Annotated in this window: 17 protein-coding genes; 10 read left to right on the top strand and 7 right to left on the bottom strand. The window is 72.3% G+C overall.

The features are described from left to right. Nucleotides 1–86: 86 nt before the first annotated feature. Together OU416_RS02030 and OU416_RS02025 are read right to left on the bottom strand one after the other, a co-directional pair. A complete protein-coding gene (locus tag OU416_RS02030) occupies nucleotides 87–1,256 on the bottom strand; it encodes an MFS transporter (RefSeq protein ID WP_270925044.1) in 1,170 nt (389 codons plus the stop codon). Between the two features lie 166 nt (nucleotides 1,257–1,422). Further along, nucleotides 1,423–1,761 (bottom strand): ArsR/SmtB family transcription factor, encoded by a 339-nt coding sequence (locus tag OU416_RS02025; protein WP_270925043.1) that lies wholly within the window; start codon nucleotides 1,759–1,761, stop codon nucleotides 1,423–1,425. 137 nt (nucleotides 1,762–1,898) lie between these two features. Between OU416_RS02025 and OU416_RS02020 the strand changes: the two genes are divergently transcribed. Both OU416_RS02020 and OU416_RS02015 read left to right on the top strand, forming a co-directional pair. After that, nucleotides 1,899–2,084 (top strand): hypothetical protein, encoded by a 186-nt coding sequence (locus tag OU416_RS02020; protein ID WP_270925042.1) that lies wholly within the window; start codon nucleotides 1,899–1,901, stop codon nucleotides 2,082–2,084. Nucleotides 2,085–2,146: 62 nt separating this feature from the next. Beyond that, nucleotides 2,147–2,845: an esterase-like activity of phytase family protein gene (locus OU416_RS02015; RefSeq protein WP_333779617.1), complete on the top strand. Its 699-nt coding sequence runs from the start codon at nucleotides 2,147–2,149 to the stop codon at nucleotides 2,843–2,845. 34 nt (nucleotides 2,846–2,879) lie between these two features. Here the strand turns inward: OU416_RS02015 and OU416_RS02010 are convergent, their stop codons facing one another. The 5 genes from OU416_RS02010 to OU416_RS01990 are packed head-to-tail and all read right to left on the bottom strand — an operon-like array spanning nucleotide 2,880 to nucleotide 10,022. Then, entirely contained in the window at nucleotides 2,880–5,627 is a 2,748-nt protein-coding gene (locus tag OU416_RS02010; RefSeq protein WP_270925041.1) for a DUF5682 family protein, read from the bottom strand. Continuing rightward, the gene (locus tag OU416_RS02005; protein ID WP_270925040.1) at nucleotides 5,624–6,736 is read right to left on the bottom strand and encodes an ATP-binding protein; all 1,113 of its coding nucleotides are present in this window, start codon (nucleotides 6,734–6,736) and stop codon (nucleotides 5,624–5,626) included. Before OU416_RS02005 ends, OU416_RS02010 begins: the two co-directional genes overlap by 4 nt. A 45-nt stretch (nucleotides 6,737–6,781) precedes the next feature. Beyond that, complete coding sequence (locus tag OU416_RS02000) at nucleotides 6,782–8,146, bottom strand: vWA domain-containing protein (RefSeq protein ID WP_270925039.1); 1,365 nt, start codon at nucleotides 8,144–8,146, stop codon at nucleotides 6,782–6,784. Continuing rightward, nucleotides 8,143–9,552, bottom strand: a complete 1,410-nt coding sequence (locus OU416_RS01995; RefSeq protein ID WP_270925038.1) for a hypothetical protein — start codon at nucleotides 9,550–9,552, stop codon at nucleotides 8,143–8,145. The genes OU416_RS02000 and OU416_RS01995 overlap by 4 nt, the downstream gene beginning before the upstream one ends. Next, nucleotides 9,522–10,022, bottom strand: a complete 501-nt coding sequence (locus OU416_RS01990) for a hypothetical protein (RefSeq protein WP_270925037.1) — start codon at nucleotides 10,020–10,022, stop codon at nucleotides 9,522–9,524. The genes OU416_RS01995 and OU416_RS01990 overlap by 31 nt, the downstream gene beginning before the upstream one ends. Nucleotides 10,023–10,241: 219 nt before the next feature. On the opposite strand from OU416_RS01990, the gene OU416_RS01985 reads away from it, so the two are divergent. From OU416_RS01985 to OU416_RS01950, 8 genes are all read left to right on the top strand, one after another. Further along, nucleotides 10,242–12,923, top strand: coding sequence for a hypothetical protein (locus OU416_RS01985; RefSeq protein ID WP_270925036.1), 2,682 nt, complete (start codon nucleotides 10,242–10,244; stop codon nucleotides 12,921–12,923). Nucleotides 12,924–13,017: 94 nt separating this feature from the next. Next, nucleotides 13,018–13,314, top strand: coding sequence for a hypothetical protein (locus OU416_RS01980; protein WP_270925035.1), 297 nt, complete (start codon nucleotides 13,018–13,020; stop codon nucleotides 13,312–13,314). A gap of 209 nt (nucleotides 13,315–13,523) precedes the next feature. Beyond that, on the top strand, nucleotides 13,524–14,816 hold the full coding sequence (locus tag OU416_RS01975) for an MFS transporter (RefSeq protein ID WP_270925034.1): 1,293 nt from the start codon (nucleotides 13,524–13,526) through the stop codon (nucleotides 14,814–14,816). Between the two features lie 79 nt (nucleotides 14,817–14,895). Next, nucleotides 14,896–16,443, top strand: coding sequence for an ABC transporter substrate-binding protein (locus OU416_RS01970; RefSeq protein WP_270925033.1), 1,548 nt, complete (start codon nucleotides 14,896–14,898; stop codon nucleotides 16,441–16,443). Continuing rightward, nucleotides 16,440–17,384, top strand: a complete 945-nt coding sequence (locus OU416_RS01965) for an ABC transporter permease (RefSeq protein WP_270925032.1) — start codon at nucleotides 16,440–16,442, stop codon at nucleotides 17,382–17,384. The genes OU416_RS01970 and OU416_RS01965 overlap by 4 nt, the downstream gene beginning before the upstream one ends. Beyond that, on the top strand, nucleotides 17,381–18,184 hold the full coding sequence (locus OU416_RS01960; protein ID WP_270925031.1) for an ABC transporter permease: 804 nt from the start codon (nucleotides 17,381–17,383) through the stop codon (nucleotides 18,182–18,184). Before OU416_RS01965 ends, OU416_RS01960 begins: the two co-directional genes overlap by 4 nt. Next, the gene (locus tag OU416_RS01955) at nucleotides 18,181–19,746 is read left to right on the top strand and encodes an ABC transporter ATP-binding protein (protein ID WP_270925030.1); all 1,566 of its coding nucleotides are present in this window, start codon (nucleotides 18,181–18,183) and stop codon (nucleotides 19,744–19,746) included. Before OU416_RS01960 ends, OU416_RS01955 begins: the two co-directional genes overlap by 4 nt. Before the next feature lie 78 nt (nucleotides 19,747–19,824). Beyond that, complete coding sequence (locus OU416_RS01950) at nucleotides 19,825–20,664, top strand: metallophosphoesterase family protein (protein ID WP_270925029.1); 840 nt, start codon at nucleotides 19,825–19,827, stop codon at nucleotides 20,662–20,664. The last annotated feature ends 70 nt before the right edge of the window (nucleotides 20,665–20,734 follow it).

The following is a 20,734-nucleotide window of genomic DNA, read 5'->3' as shown; positions in this document are numbered from 1 at the left end:
GCGAGGATCGACGAACCATTCTGTCCAATCAGGACACAACGCCCGGAAGGCGCGGGAGACACCCGCGCCTTCCGGGCGAGCGCTCGCTAGGCCGCGGCTTCGCACGCGGGTTCGGCGCTCCGGTGCTCCGCCCGGAGCCGGGGCGAACCGATGCCGAGCCACCCGGTGAGCAGGATCCCCAGCGCTGCGGGGATCAGCGTCCACCCGGCGAGGTCGCCGGGACTGGTCCCGGCCGCGAGCAGGCTGCTGCCCGCGGCCGCTCCGGCGGCGGAGCCGAGGTACATCGCGGCCATCTGGAACGCGACGACCGGCATGGCCTGCTCGGGCCGGTCGCGGGTGAGCGCCTGCTGCAAGGTGGGCACGCTCGACCACCCGGCCGCACCCCACAGGGCCGCCGCGGCCAGCCACACGACCGGGGAGTCGAACACCCAGATCGCCGCGAACGCGGCCAGCAGCACCGCGGGCAGGACGATCAGCAGCACGCGCGGCCCGAAGGCGTCCAGCGGCCTGCCGATCAGAGCGGCGCCGGCGACACCGCCGATGCCCCACGCCCACACCAGCGCGAAGCCCCAGCCCTGGAGCCCTCGCGCCTCGGCCATCGGCAGCAGGTAGGTGTAGAGCCCGAGGCTGGCCCCGCCTAGCAGGAACACCGCGAGGACCCCGATGACCGTCCGCGACGAGCGCAGCACCCCGAAGGCCGGTCCGCGCGAGGCAGGCAGCGCCGGGATCACCCGCGCCCGGAGGGCCAGGGTGATCATGCTCAGGACGCCGACGGCCACGACCAGTCCCATGGTCCACCGCCAGTTCAGCCGGTCACCGATGATCACCCCGGCCGGCACTCCGGCCACCGTCCCGGTGGACAGGCCGAAGGTCACCATCGCCATCGCCCGGCCGCGTTCGTGGTCGGCGACCATGGCGGCGGCCGTCGCCGTGGCCACCGCCGTGAGCACCCCGGCGCCCGCGCCTGCGACCACGCGGGAGGCGAAGAACACTTCGACGCCCGGCGCGAGCACGGTGATGAGGTTGCCCAGGTTGAACACACCGAGCGCGATCAGCAGCGCACCGGCGGTGCTTCCCCGGGTCAGCATCCCCGACAGCAGCGGTCCGGCCAACGCGTAGGCGGCGGTGAAGGCCGTCACCCCGAGTCCGACCGCGGCCGCGGTGGTGGCCAGCGAATCGGCGATCGCGGGCAGCACTCCGGCGAGGACGTAGGCGTCGATCCCCAACGCGACGGCGGCGGCCACCAGTGGCCACACCCGGCGGATCATGCGCGGTCCCGCCTCTCCCTGTTCCGCCTCTCCACGATTTTCAGTGGCGGTTGCGTTCTCGGATGATCTTGCGTTGCGGGGGTTCCTTGTGGCCGGGTTGCATCACGGTCCCCTGAGGTGCGGTTGAGCAGCACTCCGGTTGACACGAGGAGTGTCATGCGTCCTCCTTCGCCGGCGCGGAGTCCTGGTATCCGCTCAGCACCGTGTCGATCAGCCCCGGGAAGCGGGCGTCCAGGTCCTCGCGGCGCAACTTGATCATGCACTTGCGCCCCTCCGCGCGGACGAACACGACGCCGGATTCGCGCAGGAGCCCGGTGTGGTGCGTCAGCGTCGACCGGGGCAGGTCCGGCCCCAGCTCGATGCTGTCGAGCTCACCGCGCTCGGCGAGCATCCGCACCATCGACAGCCGCAGCGGCTCGCTCAGCGCGAACAGCACGCGCGGGATCGCGATCTCCTCGGTCGCGGGGTGCTCGTACACCCGTGACGGAGACATCCGGACCACCTCTCATCGTTCGACAATTTCCGCACGATAATAGTGCGGGAATTGTCGAACGATCAACCCGGCCCCCCGCAACCTGTTCGGGGCAGCCGGTCGGCGCGCCATCAGGCGCCTCTGCCACCATGCGGGGCATGGACGAGGTCGATCAGCCACGGTTCCAGCCGGGCGCGACGAAGGCCGTGTGCGCGCACATCGGCATCGGCTCCGACGAGCGGGAGGCCCGGATCGCCCGCGATCGCCTCGACCGGATCCTGGCCGCCTACCGGGTGGCGATCCAGCAGGACCTGCCAGCCGCCGGGACCCCGGCCACCCGCTGAACCGCACCTGCTGTGCGCGCTCCGGGGTCCTATAACGCCCCGAAACGCGCACAGCAGGCGACCTGCCGCGAAACCGGACCGGGATCCCGCGGGATCAACCACATCGGCGACTGCGGCCACACGATGGAGGGCATCCCGGTCGTGGCTGCCCGCTGCGCGCCGCTGCTGCTCACCGGCACCTCGGCGAGCACCGCCTGCCGCCGAACTACGAGATCACCCCGCACGAGCGCGGGCCGCGGCGGAACCTGGTCCTGGAAGCCATCGCCTTCGACCCGACCGGATCGGTGCTCACCAGCGCCCTGGAAGGACCGCTGATCCAGGACGGCCCGCTGCCGACCACCGAGCGCGGCGCACTGGCCCGGGTCACCGCGCAGACCAGGACCGGGGAGGTGCTCGGCCAGTACGCCTACCCGATCGAGCCGGTCTTCACCTCGCCGCCGCCGGGCGGCAGGCGGCCCGACACCGGGGTTCCCGCCATCCTCGCCCACCCGGACGATCCGGACCGCTTCCTCGTGCTGGAGCGGACCTACGTCGAGGGCACCGGCTTCAAGGTGCGGCTGTTCGAGGCCACGACCACCGGCGCCACCGACGTCCAGCGCGTGGACTCCCTCGCCGACCGGCCGGTCCAGCCGATGCGCAAGCGGCTGATCGTCGACTTCCACGACCTGGAACTGTCCACGGTGGACAACATCGAGGGCATGACCTGGGGCCCGCAGCTGACCACCCAGATCATCGCGCTCGCCCTCCCCGGCGAGAGCTGAGGTGTGGTGCCCCCGGCAGCGGGGGCACCACGCATCACAGAGCGAGCAGCCGCTGGAGGGCCAGCGCCGTGCCGGGGTGGCGGTCCAGCAGCAGCGCTCCGCCCGGCTCGGGCTGCCGCCACTGCCCGGTGCAGCCCAGCAGGTCCGCCACCGCGTCGCAGGTCGCCGGGTGGGCGGCCAGCAGCGCGGCACCGCCGCCACCGCGCGGCGGGAGCACCGGTTCGGCGGGTTCGGCCAGCCACGGCGGAGTCCACTCGTCCAGCGCCGCGAGGGCGCCTGGGAAGATCCGGCCCGCTTCGCGGATCAGCAGCGGTGCCAGCTCCGCTCCGCCCGAGCGCAACGTGGTGATCAGCTTCGGCAGCCACGGCAGCAGGACCGGGTCCGGCAGCACGCGGAAGGCGTTCGACACCGCCTCCACCACGAAGTCGGCCAGGCTCGGCACCGGTTCCAGGGCGTGCAGGAATCCGCTGAGGTAGCGCGGATAGCCGGGCACCACCAGCGGGTTGCCGAGCAGCTCGGCGCAGCGCCGGCGGAGATCGGCCCTGGAGAGCTCGCCGAGCTGCACCTGCGCCGCCCACAGCAGCGCCAGCTTCTCCGGTTCCCCCGGGTGGGACTGGGCGAACGCCAGCTCCAGCTGGGTCCGGTCGCAGCCCAGCGACAGCGCCAGGGCTTCCATGTTGAACAGGAATCCCAGCATCGCCGCGACCTGGTCGACGGTCGCGTCCTCGTCGGTGAACGCCGTCGGCAGCAGGGTGCAGTAGTGGGCGTAGCCGGTCTTGACGAACGACTCGATCCACTGCGGCAGCACCGGTTCGCTGGTCCGGTAGAACGCCAGGAGACGGCGGACGCGGCGCAGGACCTCGGGCGCGCCGTCGACGCTGCGCTCGGTGGCGAGGACTTCCAGCGCCCGCGTGCCCAGCTCGTTGGCGAGACGCGAGCTGCGCAGGTACAGCGTCGCGTCCTCGACCGCTTCCAGCACCGTCGCCGCCGTCGCCGCGGGGGCGTAGGCCGCGGCGCGGAGTCGCTGCTCCAGCACCTGCTCGATGCTGACGCCCTCGTAGCCGAGTTCGATGAGCGCCCGCTGGTGCGTGCCCAGCGCCAGGTCCCACGACTCCTGGATGGGTTTCTCGCCGAGGCTGCGCTCGCCCATGATCGGCCGCGCCGCGCCGCGCGGCATCAGCCGGTGCAGCATCCACAGGACGTCGGAGCACTGCGCGAGTTCCGGCTGGGAGGCGATGTCCAGCAGCGCGCGCTGCACGCCGCGCTGCTCGAGCTTGAGGTTCAGCGGCGCGAGCCGGTCGTGCACGTCGCGCGCCAGCGGTGGCAGCGAGTCGTAGCCGACCTGCCCGATCCGGTCGCCGCCCATCATGATCTCCACGAGGCGGCGCACGTCGCGGCGGCCCGGCACGACGTCCTTCTCGATGCAGGTGATCGCGGCGTCCTGGAAGTCGTACGGCGTGGGCTTGGCCCGGTCGCGCATCCCGGCCAGCAGGATCGACGTCTCGAACACCGCGATGGCATCCGCCGTGGAGGCCAGGTAGCCGTTGCGCCGCGCGGCGCGCACGACGTCCACCGACCAGGCCAGCAGTTCGGCCTCGTCCAGGCGGTCGAGCACCGGTGGGCGCCGCAGGAAGCCCGAGAGCTTGTCCGCGGGTGCGGATTCCGGTTCGGGGACGGGCGGCGCCGACTGCTTCTTCGACGTCTTCCTGGTCCCGGCCTGGCCTTCCAGCCGGAACGGCTGCACGCGGGTGCGCTTGAGGTTCTTCGCCCACTCCGTCGCCGCGATCGACACCGATCCGGAGGCCAGGCCGAACTGCGCCTCGATCGCCGCGTTGCTGGAGGGGATCAGGCCGTGCTGCCACTTGGTCGCGGTGCGCGGGCCGATCTCGAAGCCGCCGGTGCCGTGCACGCCGAACTCCTCCACGCGGCTGGCCGCGTGGAACGCGCCGCAGACGTGGAGGCAGTCCGCCGGATCGGTGCCGGTGCGGGCCAGGTGCTCGCGCATCCGGGTCCACATGTAGCGCTCGCGGTCCTCGTCGACCCGCACGCGGTGCTCGTCGCCCGGTGCCAGCCGCCGGAACAGGCTGCCGATCAGCAGCATCACCTGCCGGTAGGTGTCGTGGTCGCTGTCGCCGAGCGGCAGCTCCACGTACTGGTGCCACCACTCCGACCAGTGCCGCACCTTGCCGTGGCGCAGCAGGTGCTCCTCCAGCTCGGCGAAGCGGGGCCGCAGGTCGCCGAGCTCCACGCCGACGGCGTCACCGTGCAGACCGGCCTCCTCCGCGGCCGGTTCCGCCCGGCGCTCGTCCCACTGGAAGACGTGGTCCGAGGAGCGGTCGACCAGGACGAGCTCCACTCCCGGGGTGTCCAGCGCGTAGGCGATCGCCTGGTACTCCGCCGAGGCCTCGGTGATCGGGGCGACCACCGACAGCGGCGACCACTCCAGCGGGAAGCCGTCGACCTCGGTGGCGAAGGCCTGCACCGCCACCGGGAGCTTGCAGTTGCGCAGCTCGGTCAGCAGCGGAGCCATGTCCTCGCACAGCTCCAGGTAGATCACCTTCGGCTGCTTCTGCCGCAGCCGCCGCGCCATCGCGATCGCCGAGGCCGGCGAGTGGTGGCACACCGGGAAGATCTCCAGCGGTTCCCGGCAAGCCCGGTCGACGTCGTCGACGATGCCCAGCAGGATGTCCTCCAGCGCGCCGGGCCCGTCGGCGAACGTCGCGGCGGCTTCCTGCAGCTGCCCCCGCAGCGCCCCGAAGGCGCCTTCGTCGGCCCCGCTCATGACAACGTGGCGATCGCGTCGCGGCCGCCCTCCAGGAACTCCGGCCAGGATCCGCCCTCCTCCTTGCTGCGCGGTTCGACGACGCCGTGCAGGTACTTGTTGAGGATCGCCAGGTCCTCCGGTTCGCGGCGGGCCAGCGATCCGACGAGCGAGGACGCCAGGGTGCGGGCGGTCAGCTCGCGCTGGCCGAAGAAGTTGCTGTGCAGGATGGCGTCCTCGAGCACGCCGATCTGCTCGGCGGTGGACAGCGCGGACTCCAGCTTCTCGTCGTCGCTGCCCGCCGCGGCCGCCGAATCGCGCAGGTCGGCGAAGCTGCGCAGCAGCACGTCCAGCAGCGTCGGCGGCACGTCCAGCTCGATCTGGTGGCGGCGCAGCAGCTCCTCGGTGCGGAAGCGGACGATCTCGGCTTCGCTCTTCTTGTTCGTCACCACCGGGATGCGCACGAAGTTGAAGCGGCGCTTGAGCGCCGAGGACAGGTCGTTGACGCCGCGGTCCCGGCTGTTGGCGGTGGCGATGATGGAGAACCCGGGCTTGGCGAAGACGATGTTGTCGTCGTCGAGCTCGGGCACCGAGATGTACTTCTCGGACAGGATGGAGATCAGCGCGTCCTGCACGTCGCTGGTGGAGCGGGTGAGCTCCTCGAACCGGCCGACGGCGCCCGCCTCCATCGCGGTCATGATCGGCGAGGGGATCATCGACTCCCGCGACTGGCCCTTGGCGATGACCATGGACACGTTCCACGAGTACTTGATCTGGTCCTCGGTGGTGCCCGCGGTGCCCTGCACGACCAGCGTCGAGTTCCGGCTGATCGCCGCGGACAGCAGCTCGGCCAGCCAGCTCTTGCCGGTGCCGGGATCACCGATGAGCAGCAGGCCGCGGTCGGAGGCCAGCGTGACGATGGCGCGCTCGACGAAGCTGCGGTCGCCGAACCACTTCTGCGCGACCTCCCGGTCGAGGCCGTCGGCGCGCTCGGAACCGAGGATGAACAGCCGGACCATCTTCGGCGAGAGCCGCCAGGCGAAGGGTTTGGGGCCGTCGTCGACGGACTCCAGCCAGTCCAGCTCCTCGGCGTACTTGATCTCGGCGGGCGCGCGCAGCAGGTCGGACATGTGGGAAGGCCTTTCTGGGGTGCTTTCGGCGGGGAGGTCTGGCGGTCAGGCCAGGAACGTCTTGAGCTCTTCGACGAGCTTGCGGATGTGGCCGGAGATCACCGGTGCGCCCAGGTCCTTGAAGCGCTCCCGGAACCACGGGTTGACGCTGCCGCGGCCGGAGCTGGTCACCGAGCCGACCGGGATGAACTTGGCTCCGGAGCGGTGGATGGCGGCCATGCTGTTGAACAGCGGTTCGGCCGACCACTCGTAGAAGTCGGAGATCCACACCACCACGGTGTTGCGCGGTTCGGCGATCTTGGGCTGGGCCAGCGCCATGGCGACCTCGCCGTTGGTGCCGCCGCCGAGCTGGGTGCGCAGCAGCGTCTCGAACGGGTCGTGCACCCACGGGGTGAGGTCCAGCGCCCGGGTGTCGTAGGCGATCAGGTGCACGTCGACCTTCGGCAGCCCGGCGAAGATCGAGGCGAGGATGGTGCAGTTCACCATCGAGTCGACCATCGAACCGGACTGGTCGACGACCACGATCAGCCGCTGCGGCGTCGTCTTGCGGGCGGTGCGCCGGTAGAAGAGGCGGTCGACGTAGAGCCGCTGCTCCTCCGGGTCCCAGTTGGTGAGGTTCTTCCAGATCGTGCGGTCGAGGTCGAGGTTGCGGAAGACCCGCTTCGGCGGCACCGACCGGTCCAGCTCGCCGACCGGGGCCTGCGCCACCTGGGTGCGCAGCACCTGCGCCACCTCGTCGACGAACCGCCGGATCAGGTCCTTGGCGTTGGCCAGCGCCACCCCGGACAGGTTGTCCTTGTCCCGCAGCAGCTGCTCGATCAGCGACATGCTCGGGGTCAGCTGCGCGGCGAGGTCGGGATCGGCCAGCACCTCGCGCAGCTGCATGCGGTCGACCAGATCCGCTTCGATGGCACCGAGTTCGGGGCCGATCTCCGGGATCAGCCGGGAGAGGTCGGGGGTCGGGCCGCCCTGCCCCGTGCCGGTCCCGGCGGTGCGACCGCCGCGCAGCTCGCCGGGGCCGCAGCCCAGCGCGCGCTCCATCCAGCCCGCATCGGACTGCCAGCGGGAGAGCTGCTCGGCGGTGACCGCGCCGGATCCGGTGTCGAAGACGTTGAGCAGCACCTTCGAGACCAGCGCCGCCCGCCGCACCTCGGCGGCCCGATCCCGTTCGTCCGATGTGGACTCGGGTGCCATCAGCCCGTCGAACTCGGCGGCCAGTTCGGGGTGGCGCTGCACGATCGAGTCGACCGAGGTGCGCGGGTCCAGCAGTGCCGCGGGCAGCCCGATGTCCTCGACGACGGCCAGGCTCGCCGATTCCAGGCCCGCCTGCTCCTCGCGGTCGAAGAGCCGGGCCAGCAACCGCCAGTACAGGACCTGGCGGCGGTTGTCGTGGGAGGTCTCCTCGGTCATTTCCGCAGCAGCCTCCCCGCGCGCTCGCGCAGCACCTTGGCGGCGTCGGTGGCCGCTTTCTCCGCCTTGGCACCGGCCTTGTCGGCCGTGCCGCCCGCCCACGCCCCGGCGTGCACCGCGACGGCCTTCTTCCGCTTGGTGGTCTCGACCGCGAGCGGCTGGAGGTGGAAGCTCCCGGCGTCCCAGCGCAGCAGGCCGATGCAGGCGTTCGACGCCGCGATCGCCTCCGCGGTCAGCGGGCTCGCGGCGGGAACGCGGTCGGTGTTCACCGCGAGGTCGTGCTCGGCGATGGTGAAGGTCAGCACGTCGTCGTCGGTTCGCGCGGTGTAGCCCTCGACGAACACGGGCACCGCGATGCGCGCCGGATGCCGGTCCAGCGGCGCGGTTTCGGCCGCCGTCGCCGCCTGCAGGGCGACCCGGGCGGTGACGAAGGGATCGGCGGGTTCACCGGGCTGGGCGCGCTCGTCGCTCCAGATCAGGTCGCCTTCCGCGGTGACCGGCATCCCGGTGAGCTCCATCGAGCGGCCTTCGCCGAACGCGGCCAGCAGCGACATGTGCGGTCGCAGCAGCTGCCACAGACCGGCCCCGACGACGGTGTCCGGTTTGGACACCGAGGCGCTGGCGCGCACCAGGCGCGAGGCGGAACCGTCGGCGGGCTCGAAGACCGCGTGGACCTGCGCCTGCACGGCGGTGGCGTGTTCCTGCACGTCGATGCCGACCGGCAGGAGGCGGCCGGTGGCGGTGCCGGTCACCGGCGTCACCGCGGCGCCCGGCAGCGCGAGCAGCATCCCCCGCGACCACAGGTCCGCCCAGCGGCGGGCCGGGACGCGTTCCAGCGAAGCACCGGGGCAGGACGCCGCGAGCTCGGCGGCGAAGCCGTCCAGGAGCGCCGCGGCCCGGCGCAGCGCCGGGTCCGGGAGCATCGCCGAGATGATCTGCGCCGATCCGGAGATCAGGTCGTGGTCGATGCCGCGCCAGCCGGTGCGGGCCAGGTCGCTGAGCCAGGAGCGGGCGGCGGCCAGCAGGTTCAACGACGGCGAATCGCTTTGCACCCAGTCGGTTTCGCCGTCACCGGCTCGTCCTGTCGCCTCGGTGATGCGCGCTGCGAGGGCGTCGTGGGCGGAGCCCAGCAGCGCGAGGCGCGCGGCGGCGAGGGCGGTGAAGTGCTCCTCGCTGGCGGCTCCGGCGACCGCCTTGTCGGCGGCCTCGGCGACCTTCTCGGCCAGCGGTGTGCCGGCGACGGACCGGGCGAACTCGGCCATGTCGGCGGCGTCCGGGCGCAGCAGGCCGCCGGTGAGCGCGCGGTCGACGGCGTCGACGGCGGCCAGGGCTTCGTCGACCCCCTCGACGGGTTCGGCCAGCAGATCGGCGCGCATCACACCACCGCCCTGGTCGGCGGGAACCACTGCATCTCCGGCAGCGGCGCGGTCGTCGGGGGCAGCTCCAGGTAGGCCAGGTGGCGCAGGAACCGGCTGAACACCGGCGCCGCGGTCCCGGCATCGCCCTGCCGCGCACCGGTCATGGCGTCGGTGATGCTGTCCGCGGTCAGCTCCTCGTCGGTGACCTCGGCCTTCAGGTAGCGGGCGACCCGCTCGCCGCCGTACTGCAGCACCGCCTCGGTGAGCAGGGCCCGGATGTGGTTGCAGAAGTAGCCGCGCGCACCACCGCAGGGCCGGTTGTTGTTGGTGCTGCAGGTGAACTCGTAGCTCCCGGCGGCGACCGACGAGACGTAGACGCGCTCGATGTCCGAGCCGCTGGACACCACGCCCTGCAGGCGGCCGTCGGCCAGCTCCGCGAACGGGACCTTGGCGAGCTTGCGCGGCCGGGCGGGCGCGACCACCCGCGTCGTGCTCGACCGCTCCCAATCTTGCAACACGCACTCTCCTGTGGATTGGGGAAGCCCAGCCGCACCGGCCGGACACGACGAACATACTTGCGACCCCTGACACTCCCGCACGACCTCGCCCGATGCGGGCTCCGAGCACAGTGGACGACCGCGCGCTGCTCCGAGCGGAGGATGGTCGCCGGATCCGGGCACCCTCCCGATCACCGGCGGCTACGCTGCGGCGATCTGTGCACGGGGAGGTGCGTGATCATGCGCGACAGCGGTGAGCTGCCGTCCTTCGACGGCGCCCGGACGACGCTCGACCTGATCAGCGCGCTCTACGTCAAGCAGCCGCGCGATCACGCCGACCTGCCGATGCTGTGCCTGGTGCGCCCCGCCGAGCACGAGGGCCTGCTGCGCGCGATCTCCCACCGGCTCGACGAGGCGAGGCCCTACCGCGTCCCGCACGCGCTGGTGGAGCTGGAGGGGACGATCCGGCTTCCGCGCGACGCGGGCCCGGAGCGGCTCTCCGAACCGACGCACGCCGACGTCGAGCAGGTCCGCGACCTGCTGGTCGACATCGCCCACGAACTCGCCCAGGCCCGCAACTCCCGCACCGGCCGGTTGCGCTTCCCCCGGCTCTCGCTGGCCGTCTGGTTGATGGCGCACGAGGTGCGGCTGGGCGGCGAGAACACGCCGCGGGTGCTGCGCAGGCAGTTGCGCGAGCGCGGCATCGACCAGCGGATGTCGGGTGCGCTCGATGCGCTGGAGCAGCGCGCGCAGGACCTGCCGGCGTGGCTGCGGTGGGCACCGGGGTTGATCGGCGTGCTGCCGCCGGTGTGGTTCCGGATCAAGTCCAGCGGCCGGATTCCGCTGCTGAGCGCGGAGTTCCGGTGGTTCCTGCGGCAGCCGTACCTGGCCGCGGAGAACCCCGGCACCTTCATCGGGTTCGCCGAACGGCTCAGCGCCAGCGGCTGGCAGCGGGAGTCGCCCGAGCAGCTGCTGAAGTTCCTCACCAACGCCTTCCTGGAAGACCTGCGGCGCTCCCACGCCGGTTCGGCGCGGCGCACCACCAACGCCGTCGTGCTGCTGGACCACATCACCCTGTTCAACGGGGGCTACCGGCTGCTCGACCTGATCAACGAGGTCCGCAACGACACCGGCCGCTCCGACCCGCTGCTGCTGATCACCGGCAGCCGCTACGTGCCGCCGTACCGGACCGCGCCGGACTCCGGGGAAGGGCGCCCGAAGGCCTACCGCCCGACCGAGGCCGGCAACGGCTACCGGGAATGGCGCGACGCGCTCGACCTGGCGCGCAAGCAGCGCAAGGAGATCGCCTGGTACCTGCCGATCCGCATCCCCGATTCCGCGGACCGGGGCGATCCGCCGATCTACACCTTCGGCATGCACCGCCCGCCGTGGTGGTCGCGCCGGCTGGCCTCGGTCGGCGCGGTGGTCGCGGTCGTGGCCGCGCTGACCACCGGGTACGCGGCGTGGAGCCACCAGCACTGCGAGGCCTGGCCCGGGCTGGCCCCGCCGCTGACCCGGATCGGCGGCGAGTGCGTCGGGATCTCCGACGGCTCGCACCCGCTGCTGCAACCGGCCGACGCCAACCTCGACGCGGTGCGCGCGCAGATCCTCGGCAACAACCGCCGCGCCGCTGAGCTGCACGAGCGAACACCGCAGCGCCCGTACGTCACGCTCGCCTACATCGGCGCGCTGACCTCCTCGTCCGGCGACGCCAGCGGTCTGGTGGCCAAGCGGGAGGAGCTGGCCGGGGTGGCGGTCGCGCAGCACGCCGCGCTGGAGCGGCGCGGCACTCCCCTGGTCCGCGTGCTGCTGGTCAACGCCGGGCGGGACATGCGGCACGGCCCGGAGGTGGCGCGCCGGCTGGGCGAGTTCGCCGACCAGGAGGCGCCGCTGGTCGGGGTGATCGGACTGGATCGCAGCAGCACCCAGACCGACGAGACCATCCGCGTGCTGACCAGGGCCGGGCTGCCGATGGTCGCCGCACCGCTGACGGCGGACAGGGCGGCCGCGGACTTCCCGATGTACTACCAGGTCGCGCCGCAGAACCGGCGTCAGTCGCTGGTCGCCGCCGCGCTGGTCGCCCACCTGGCCGAGAACGACGTGCTCGGCCAGGGTGCCTTCGAGCGCAGCGCGCGGATCTACCACTCCGACGACCCGACCGACATCTACAGCGCCAACCTGCGCCAGGACGTGGAGACCGCTCTGCGCGCGGAGGGTTTCGCGGTGGAGTCGCGGGCGTTCAGCACCGACGGGGCGTGGTCGGCGGGGCAGTCCGCGTGCGGCCACCCCGGGCTGGTGTACTACGCCGGGCGCGGGGTGCCGGAGTTCGACCTGTTCCTGGGCGGTGTCGGCACCAGCTGCCGCAGCGATCCGCCGCTGCTGCTCGGCGGGCACGACACCTCCCGCTACGTCGCCGACCGCGCGATGCGGGAGCGCAACCGCAAGATCCCGCTGCTGTACCAGACCTCGGCGATCGGCCCGGCGAGCGACGACCCGCTCACCGAAGCCCGGCTGACCGAGGCCGAGCAGGTCTTCTACGGGGAGCTGTTCCGGCTGTTCCCGTTCGAGCGCACCGCCGAGGGCCGGTCCCGGGACGGCCACGCCGCGCTGGCGCACGACGCGGCGCTGACCATGATCACCGCGGTGCAGCACCTGCACGGAGCGGGCATCCCGGTCAGCCCGGCCGCGGTGTGGCGCGAGCTCAACAACATCCACGAGGGCGGTTCGGGCACGGTCGAGGGCGCCACCGGTGTGCTGGACTTCGGCGGCACCCTCGGCCGCAACGTCCCCGAGGACAAGCCGGTGGCGATCCTGCGCGTCGACGCCGACGGCGCGGTGGACCCGAACGTGGTCTGGTACTGCCCGCAGTCCGCCCGCCCGGCTCCCCCGCTGGTCGCGCTCGCGTGCCCGGCGACGGGCTGAGCCCGGGGCGGCCGCTGACATTCATGCGTGCCCCGCGATCCGTACCTACGCTTGAACCGAACGGTCGAACCTGCTCATCCATCCGGAGGCGACGATGACCACGGCGCACCAGCAGCACACCGGTCACGACCACGTCCACCGCGAAGGTTGCGGCCACGTCGCCGTGCCCCACGGCGACCACGTCGACTACGTGCACGACGGCCACCTGCACCGCAAGCACGACGACCACTACGACGAGTGCGAGCCGCAGGGCCACAGCACGCACGACGCGCACGACCACACCCACGGCGAGGGCTGCGGCCACACCGCCGTCCCCCACGGCGACCACGTCGACTACCTCCACGACGGGCACCGGCACGCCGCTCACGGCGACCACTACGACGAGCACTGACCCGGCTCCGCACCCCGCGGGCGCCGAGCCCCACCGCATCGCGCCAGAACCCCGTTGCCCGATCATTTTGAAAATGATTATCATCGCTATCTGCAACGCGGGGTCGCGGAGGGAGTCGGTGTGGGGCACGTGTGGTCGGTGCGCGTCGGTGCGGTGAACCCGCTGTTACCAGGTGGCTTCGCCGGCGGCGGCCACCACCGAGTCGCGTCGTGACGACCTGGCGCCTGATCCGGAGCTTCCCGCTGGCCGTGCAGCTGCTGCTGGTCAACCAGCTCGGCGTGAACACCGGCTTCTACCTGCTGGTCCCGTTCCTGGCCGGTTACCTGGGCCAGGAGCTGGGCATCTCCGCCGCGCTGATCGGCGTGGTCCTGGGCGTGCGCAACCTCAGCCAGCAAGGCCTGTTCCTGCTCGGGGGCTCCGCGTCCGACCGGCTCGGCGCCCGCGGCGTGATCATCGCCGGGTGCGCGCTGCGCACCGTCGGCTTCGGCCTGTTCGCCTTCGGCACATCGCTGCCCGTGCTGCTGCTCGCCTCGGTGCTCAGCGGCCTGGCGGGAGCGCTGTTCAACCCGGCGGTCCGCGCCTACATCGCGCAGGAGGCCGGGGATCGCAAGGCCGAGGCGTTCTCGCTCTTCAACGTCTTCGCCAACACCGGAATGCTGCTCGGCCCCCTGCTGGGCAGCGCGCTGATGCTGGTGGGCTTCCAGCTGTCGGCGATCGTGGCGGCGGTCATCTTCGCGCTGCTCACCCTCGCGCAGCTCGCGGTGCTGCCGGTGCGGCGGGTCGAGCGCTCGCGGACCTCGGTGTTCGCCGACTGGCGCCGGGCGCTGACCGATCGCCGGTTCCTGGCCTTCACCGGCGCGCTGACCGGCATGTTCGTGCTGCAGAACCAGCTCTACCTGGTGCTGCCGATGCACGCCGAGCACGCCACCGGGTCCCCCGCCGCCGTGTCGATGATCTTCCTGGTCTCCACCGCGACGAGCCTGGCGCTGCAGGTCCGGATCACCGCGCGGATCAAGGACCGCTGGAGCCGGGGCCGTTGCATCGCAACGGGCCTGGCGGTGATGGGAGCCGGTTTCGCGGTCACCGCGGTGGCCGCGACCGTCCTCCAGCCCGCGCAATCCGCCAGCCCGGCCGAGACCGCACTGCGCCTGGCACCGGTGCTGATCACGGCGTTCACGTTGTCGCTGGGCGTGATGCTCGCCCAGCCGTTCGTCTACGAGCTCATCCCGTCCTACGGCGGGGAAAGGCTCTCCGGAACCTACTTCGGCGTCTTCTACCTCGCCTCGGGGGTCACCGCCGCGGGCGGCAACGCCCTCATCGGCTGGACGAGCGACCTGGCGGGCGGCCGGTGGCCGTGGTTGCCATCGCTGCTGTGCGTCCTCATCGGAACCGGCTCCGCACTCGCGGTCGCGGCGCTCGACCGACGCCGCGGCATCGCCCCCGGGCTCGCCGGGCCGGACGAATCCGCTTGCCGCACCGAGATGTCCGCCCGGACATCGTGACCGGCGACCCCGATCGTTCGCACCACCAGGCCCTGCGCCGGACTGCTGCACGCCCTGCAACGAATGGAGAAACCCCGTCATGCGACGTGAATTGCACCTGCCCGCGCTGAGCCGCCGCGGGTTCATGGGACTCACCGCCGCTGCCGTGCTGTCCGGTTGTGCGGGACCGGGCACCACCTCCGCCGGTGGGCCCCCGCGTCCCGGCGGCAGGTTGCGGGCGGCGTTCTCCGGTGGCGGGGCGGCCGAGGTGCTCGACCCGCACAAGACCGACCTCTACGTCGAGATCGCGCGCGCCAAGGCGCTGTTCGACAAGCTCGCCGACTTCGGTTCGGACATGTCCCCGGTGCCCAGGCTGGCCGAGCGCTGGGAACCGAGCGCGGACCTGACGACCTGGCGGATCACCCTGCGGCAGGCGGCTTTCCACGACGGGCGGCCGGTGCGGGCGGCCGACGTGCTGGCCAGCTTCGCGCGCATCACCGAGCCCGGCAGCAGTCGTCGCGCCAAGTCGACGCTGTCGGTGATCGACCTGCCCAACAGCCGCGAGATCGACGAGCGCACCGTCGAATTCCGGTTGCAGCGGCCCTACGGGGAGTTCCCGAACGCGCTGGCCACCCTCGGCGCCTACATCATCCCCGAAGGCACCGCGAACTTCGACCGCCCGATCGGCACCGGCCCGTTCCGGTTCGTCGCCTTCGAACCGGGCCGCACGTTCCTCGCCGCGCGCAACCCCGGCCACTGGGACGGCGCGCCGCTGCTGGACGAGCTGGAGATCGTGGTCACCAACGACGAGGCCGCGCGGGTCAACGCGCTGCTGGGCGGGCAGGTCGAGTACGCCCACGACCTGACCCCCACCAGCGCGCGCACCCACGAGTCCAGCGGGCAGGTCCAGGTGCACCGGCTGCCGCTGAGCAACTTCCACGGGCTGGCGATGAAGGTCGACCGCCCGCCGTTCGACCGGCCCGAACTGCGCCAGGCGCTGTTCCACCTCGTCGACCGGGAGGAGCTGGTCCGCTCGGTGTTGCAGGGCTCGGGCCAGGTCTGCAACGACATCTACGGCAAGGGGTACCGCTACTACGCCGACGCGCTGCCGCAGCGCCGCCAGGACCTGGACCGGGCCCGGGCGCTGGTCCGCCAGGCAGGCGCGGAGGGGATGACGATCGGCTTCGACACCTCCGACGCCTCGACCGGGTTGAAGGAGGCGGCGCTGGCCATCAGCGACCAGGCGAAGGAGATCGGCCTCCACCTGGAGGTCCGGCTCGGCAACAAGGACACCTACTGGTCGGACATCGCCAGCAACGGCGTGCTCGCCGGCTACCGCTCCGGTGGCATGCCGCTGGAGTCGCACTTCTCCCAGCGCCTGCTGACCACGTCGACCACCAACAACACCAGGTGGCAGCGACCGGAGTTCGACGCCCGCTACCACGAGGCGCAGTCCACGACGGACGAGCAGCGCCGCGCCGAGCTGTACCGCGAGATGCAGGAAACCCTGTTCCACGAGGGCGGATTCCTGTGGTGGGGCGTGTCGGACTGGATCGTGGCCTCCGCGCCGGGCGTGCACGGCATCGACGACCGCGCCCCGGCCAACACCCTCGACTGGGCCCGCTTCGACGGGGTGTGGTTGGCGTGACGATCCCGCGCTACCTGGCGCGGCGAGCGCTCCTCGGCGCGGTCCAGGTCCTGCTGGTCGTGGCCGGGGTGTTCGCCCTGGCCGAGGCCCTGCCGGGCGACGCGGCCGTGACGATCGCCGGGGACAACCCGGATCCAGCGGTCATCGCGGCCCTGCGGGAGCGACTGGGCCTCGACCAGCCCGCGTGGCAACGGCTCGGCGAGTGGCTGCTCGCGGCGCTGCGCGGTGACTTCGGCCAGTCACTGGTGGGCCCGCGGGCGGTGGTGGACATCATCGCCGCCGCCGCGGGGCCGACCCTGCTGCTGGCCGCGCTGACGCTCGCCCTGCTCGTGCCGCTGTCGATCGGGCTCGGGGTGCTGTCGGCGCGGCGGGAGGGCGGTCTGCTGGACCGCTTGGTCACCGGGACCACGCTCGGCCTGTACTCGGCGCCCGAGTTCGCCATGGGCGTCCTGGTCGTGACCGTGTTCGCCGTGCAGCTGCGGTGGTTCCCGCCCACCGCGGTCGGAACGTCGTTGCTGAGCGACCCGGCCGTGCTCGTGCTGCCCGTCTTCGTGCTGCTGCTCCGCCCGATCTGCTCGCTGAGCAGGCTGATCCGCGCCGGGATGATCGACGCGCAGCGCTCGGCCTACGTGCACCACGTCCGCCGCCTGGGCCTCTCACCGGCGCGCGTGCGCTTCGCCCACGCGCTGCCCAACGCCGCGGCACCGGCCGTCCAGCAGCTCGCGCGCACCACCGACTGGCTCGTCGGCGGGGTGATCGTCGTCGAGGCCATCTTCGTGGTGCCCGGTCTGGGCACCACGTTGACGGAGGCGGTCGCCGCCCGCGATCTCCCGGTGATCCAGGGGCTGGCGGTGGTCTTCGCGACGGCGACCGTGCTGGTCAACCTCACCGCCGACATCGCAGCACGGGTGCTCGCCCCCGCCGCGGAGGCCGGCCGATGAGAAGGTACGCGGTCCCCGCGACGCTCGTCGCCGTCCCGCTGCTGCTGGCGGTTCTGGGGCCGCTGCTGGCCTCTCACGACACCACCAAGGACGTGGCCTTCCTGCTCGGCGGCGGGCACTGGTTCGGCACCGACTTCGTCGGCCGCGACGTCTGGAACGAAGTGCTGCTGGGCGGCCGGTCCCTCGTGCTCACCGCCGTCACCGCCACCGCCTGCAGCTACGCGCTGGCGGTGCCGTTGGGCCTGGTCGCCGGCATGACCGGCAGCCGTGCGCTCGACGAAGCGATCATGCGACCGCTCGACCTGCTGCTGGCGGTCCCGTCGATGCTGATGCTCCTGCTGCTGGCCTCCATCGCGCCCGGCGTGCCGTGGGTGCTGATCGGTGTCGTGACGTTGATCAACCTGCCCGACGTGGTGCGCATCAGCCGCGCGGCCGCGCTCTCGCTGTCCTCCCGGCCAGCCGTCGAGGCGATGCGCTTGCAGGGCGAGAGCCGGATCCGCATCGGCGTGCACTACGCGGCGCGCGCGATGCGCCGCACCCTGGCCGCCGACCTGGGCACCCGGTTCACCGGCGCGATCTACCTGGTCGCCTCGGCGAGCTTCCTGGGTGTCGGGGTGTCCCCGCAGACCAGCGACTGGGCGGCCATGGTCGACCGCAACCGGGTCGGCCTGTTCATCCAGCCCTGGGCCGTGGTGCTGCCCGCGCTGCTGGTCGTCGCGCTGTCCATCGGCGTGAACCTGGCCTTCGACCGGTGGCTGCGCGACCACGACCCCCGTTCGACCTTCCTGGAGGCCCGGTGACCGTCGTCAGCGTCCGCAACCTCACCGTCACCGCAGCCGACCGCGCGATCGTCTCGGGCGCGTCGTTCGACCTCGCCGAGGGCGGGATCACCGCGCTCGTCGGCGAATCCGGCAGCGGCAAGACCACCACCGCGCTCTCGCTGCTCGGCGAGAAGCCGCCGGGCGCCGAGGTCTCCGGCAGCATCGAGGTGGCCGGCGAGACCGTCGATCCGGCACACCCGCCGGCCGCCGGGACCATCGGCTACATCCCGCAGCACCCCTCCGCCGCCTTGAACCCGGTACGCCGGATCGGCCCGGTGCTGCGGGAGATCGCGCGGCTGCACGTCCGCGCGGGTTCCCGCCGCGAACGCCGGGAACTCGTGCGGCAGCGGGTCCTGGAGGCGTTGCGCCAAGCCCAGGTGCCGGAGGAGCTGCTGCACCGCTACCCGCACCAGCTCTCCGGCGGGCAGCAGCAGCGCGTCGTCCTGGCCCACCAGCTCATCGGGCGGCCGCGGGTACTCGTGGCCGACGAGCCCACCACCGGGCAGGACGCGGTGATCCGCGGCCAGCTCGTCGAGGAGTTCCGCTCGGTCGCCGCGCGGGGCATCGCGGTGCTGCTGCTCACCCACGACCTCGACCTGGTCCGCGCGCTGGCCGACCACGTGCTGGTCATGAACCGCGGCGAGGTCGTGGAAACCGGGCCGTGCGAGGAAGTCCTCGGCGCACCCCGCCATCCCTGCACGCGGCGCCTGATCGACGCCCAGCCGGATCCCGCGGCAACCGGGCGGGCAGCGCCGGAACCCGGCGACCCGGTGGTGTCGGTGCGCGGTCTGGTGGCGGGCCATCGCCGCGTCGACACCGTGCACGACGTGACCGTGGAGGTCCACCGGGGCGAAACGCTGGCCGTGGTCGGACGGTCCGGCAGCGGCAAGAGCACGCTGGCCCGCTGCCTCGCCGGGCTCCACCCGCACCGCAGCGGCGAGATCCGCCTCGGCGACACCCCGCTGCCGCCGCTGCTGCGGAAACGCACTCCCGAGCAGACGGCCCGCATCCAGTACGTGTTCCAGGACGCCCGCGCCTCCTTCAACGAGTTCGCCCCGGTCCTGGACCAGGTCGCCCGCACCGCCGAACGGCTGCGCGGCGCCGGTCGCACCGAGGCTCGCCGGCGGGCGGCCGGCGAACTCGCCAGGCTCGGCGTCACCGAGGCCAGCGCATCCCGACGGCCGGCGGAGCTCTCCGGCGGGGAGCTCCAGCGGGCGGCTCTCGTGCGCGCCGCGCTCGCCCGGCCCGAGGTGCTGATCTGCGACGAGATCACCTCCGGACTCGACACCACGACCCAGGCCGACCTGCTCGACGTGCTCGAAGAGCTCCAGGACGACACCGGCTGCGCGCTCGTGGTCATCACCCACGACCTCGCCGTCGTCGCCGGGCGCAGCGACCGCGTGGTGATCGTCGACGGCGGCCGGATCGTCGAACGCGGCCGCACCGCCGAGGTCCTCGCCGAACCCGGGCACCCGGTCACGAAGGACCTCGTGACCGCGGCGGTGCGGTTCACCGCGGGAACCCGCGCCCGGCCGGACTGATCGGCACCGCGTGGCGCGCACCAGCGCAGCCCGAACCGCGCCACCATTCGGGGGCGAGATCGACTACGGTCCGGACACATGCGCTCCTCAACCGGTGAGCTCCTGGCCATCAGCGACCTGCACGTGGCGATGAGCGAGAACGCGGACATCCTCCGCAAGCTGCGGCCCCGCACCGAGCACGACTGGCTGCTGGTGGCGGGCGACGTCGCAGAACGCTCCGACCAGATCGAATGGGCGCTGGGCCTGCTCGCCGAGCGGTTCGAGAAGGTCGTGTGGGTGCCCGGCAACCACGACCTGTGGACCACCGATCGGGACTCCCTGCAGCTGCGCGGTGAAGCGCGCTACCGCGAGCTGGTGCGGCGCTGCCGCGAGCTCGGCGTGGTCACCCCGGAGGACGAGTTCCCGGTCTGGACCGGCCGGGGCGGACCGGTCACCGTCGTCCCGCTGTTCGTGGGCTACGACTACACGTTCGTCCCGGAAGGCGCGGCCACCAAGGAAGAAGCGCTCGCCATCGCCCGCGAGGCGGGCGTGGTGTGCACCGACGAGTACCTGCTGCACCCCGATCCCCACCCGACGCGCGACGCGTGGTGCCGCGCCCGGCTGGAGTACAGCGAGCGGCGGCTGGCCGAGTGCGACCCGCGGTTGCCGACCGTCCTGGTCAACCACTACCCGCTGGTGCGCGAACCCACGGACGTGCTCTGGTACCCGGAGTTCGCGCAGTGGTGCGGAACCGTGCGCACCGCCGACTGGCACCTGCGCCACCGCGCGGCTGCGGTGATCTACGGGCACCTGCACATCCCGCGCACCACCTTCCACGACGGGGTCCGCTTCGAGGAGGTCTCGGTCGGCTACCCGAGGGAGTGGAAGCGCCGCGGGCTCCCGGACGACGTCCTGCGCCTGGTCTTCCCCGAGGACTGACGCACGGCCGGAAAAGGCGTTGCGGGGCAGCCGGTGATCGTGCGATGTTGGCACCTCGGACCAGTGTTTG

The organism is Saccharopolyspora indica, assembly GCF_027853965.1.
GTDB classification, from domain to species: Bacteria; Actinomycetota; Actinomycetes; order Mycobacteriales; family Pseudonocardiaceae; genus Saccharopolyspora; species Saccharopolyspora indica.
Note: the sequence above shows the minus strand (reverse complement) of the source record. Positions and strands in the feature narration are given on the sequence as shown.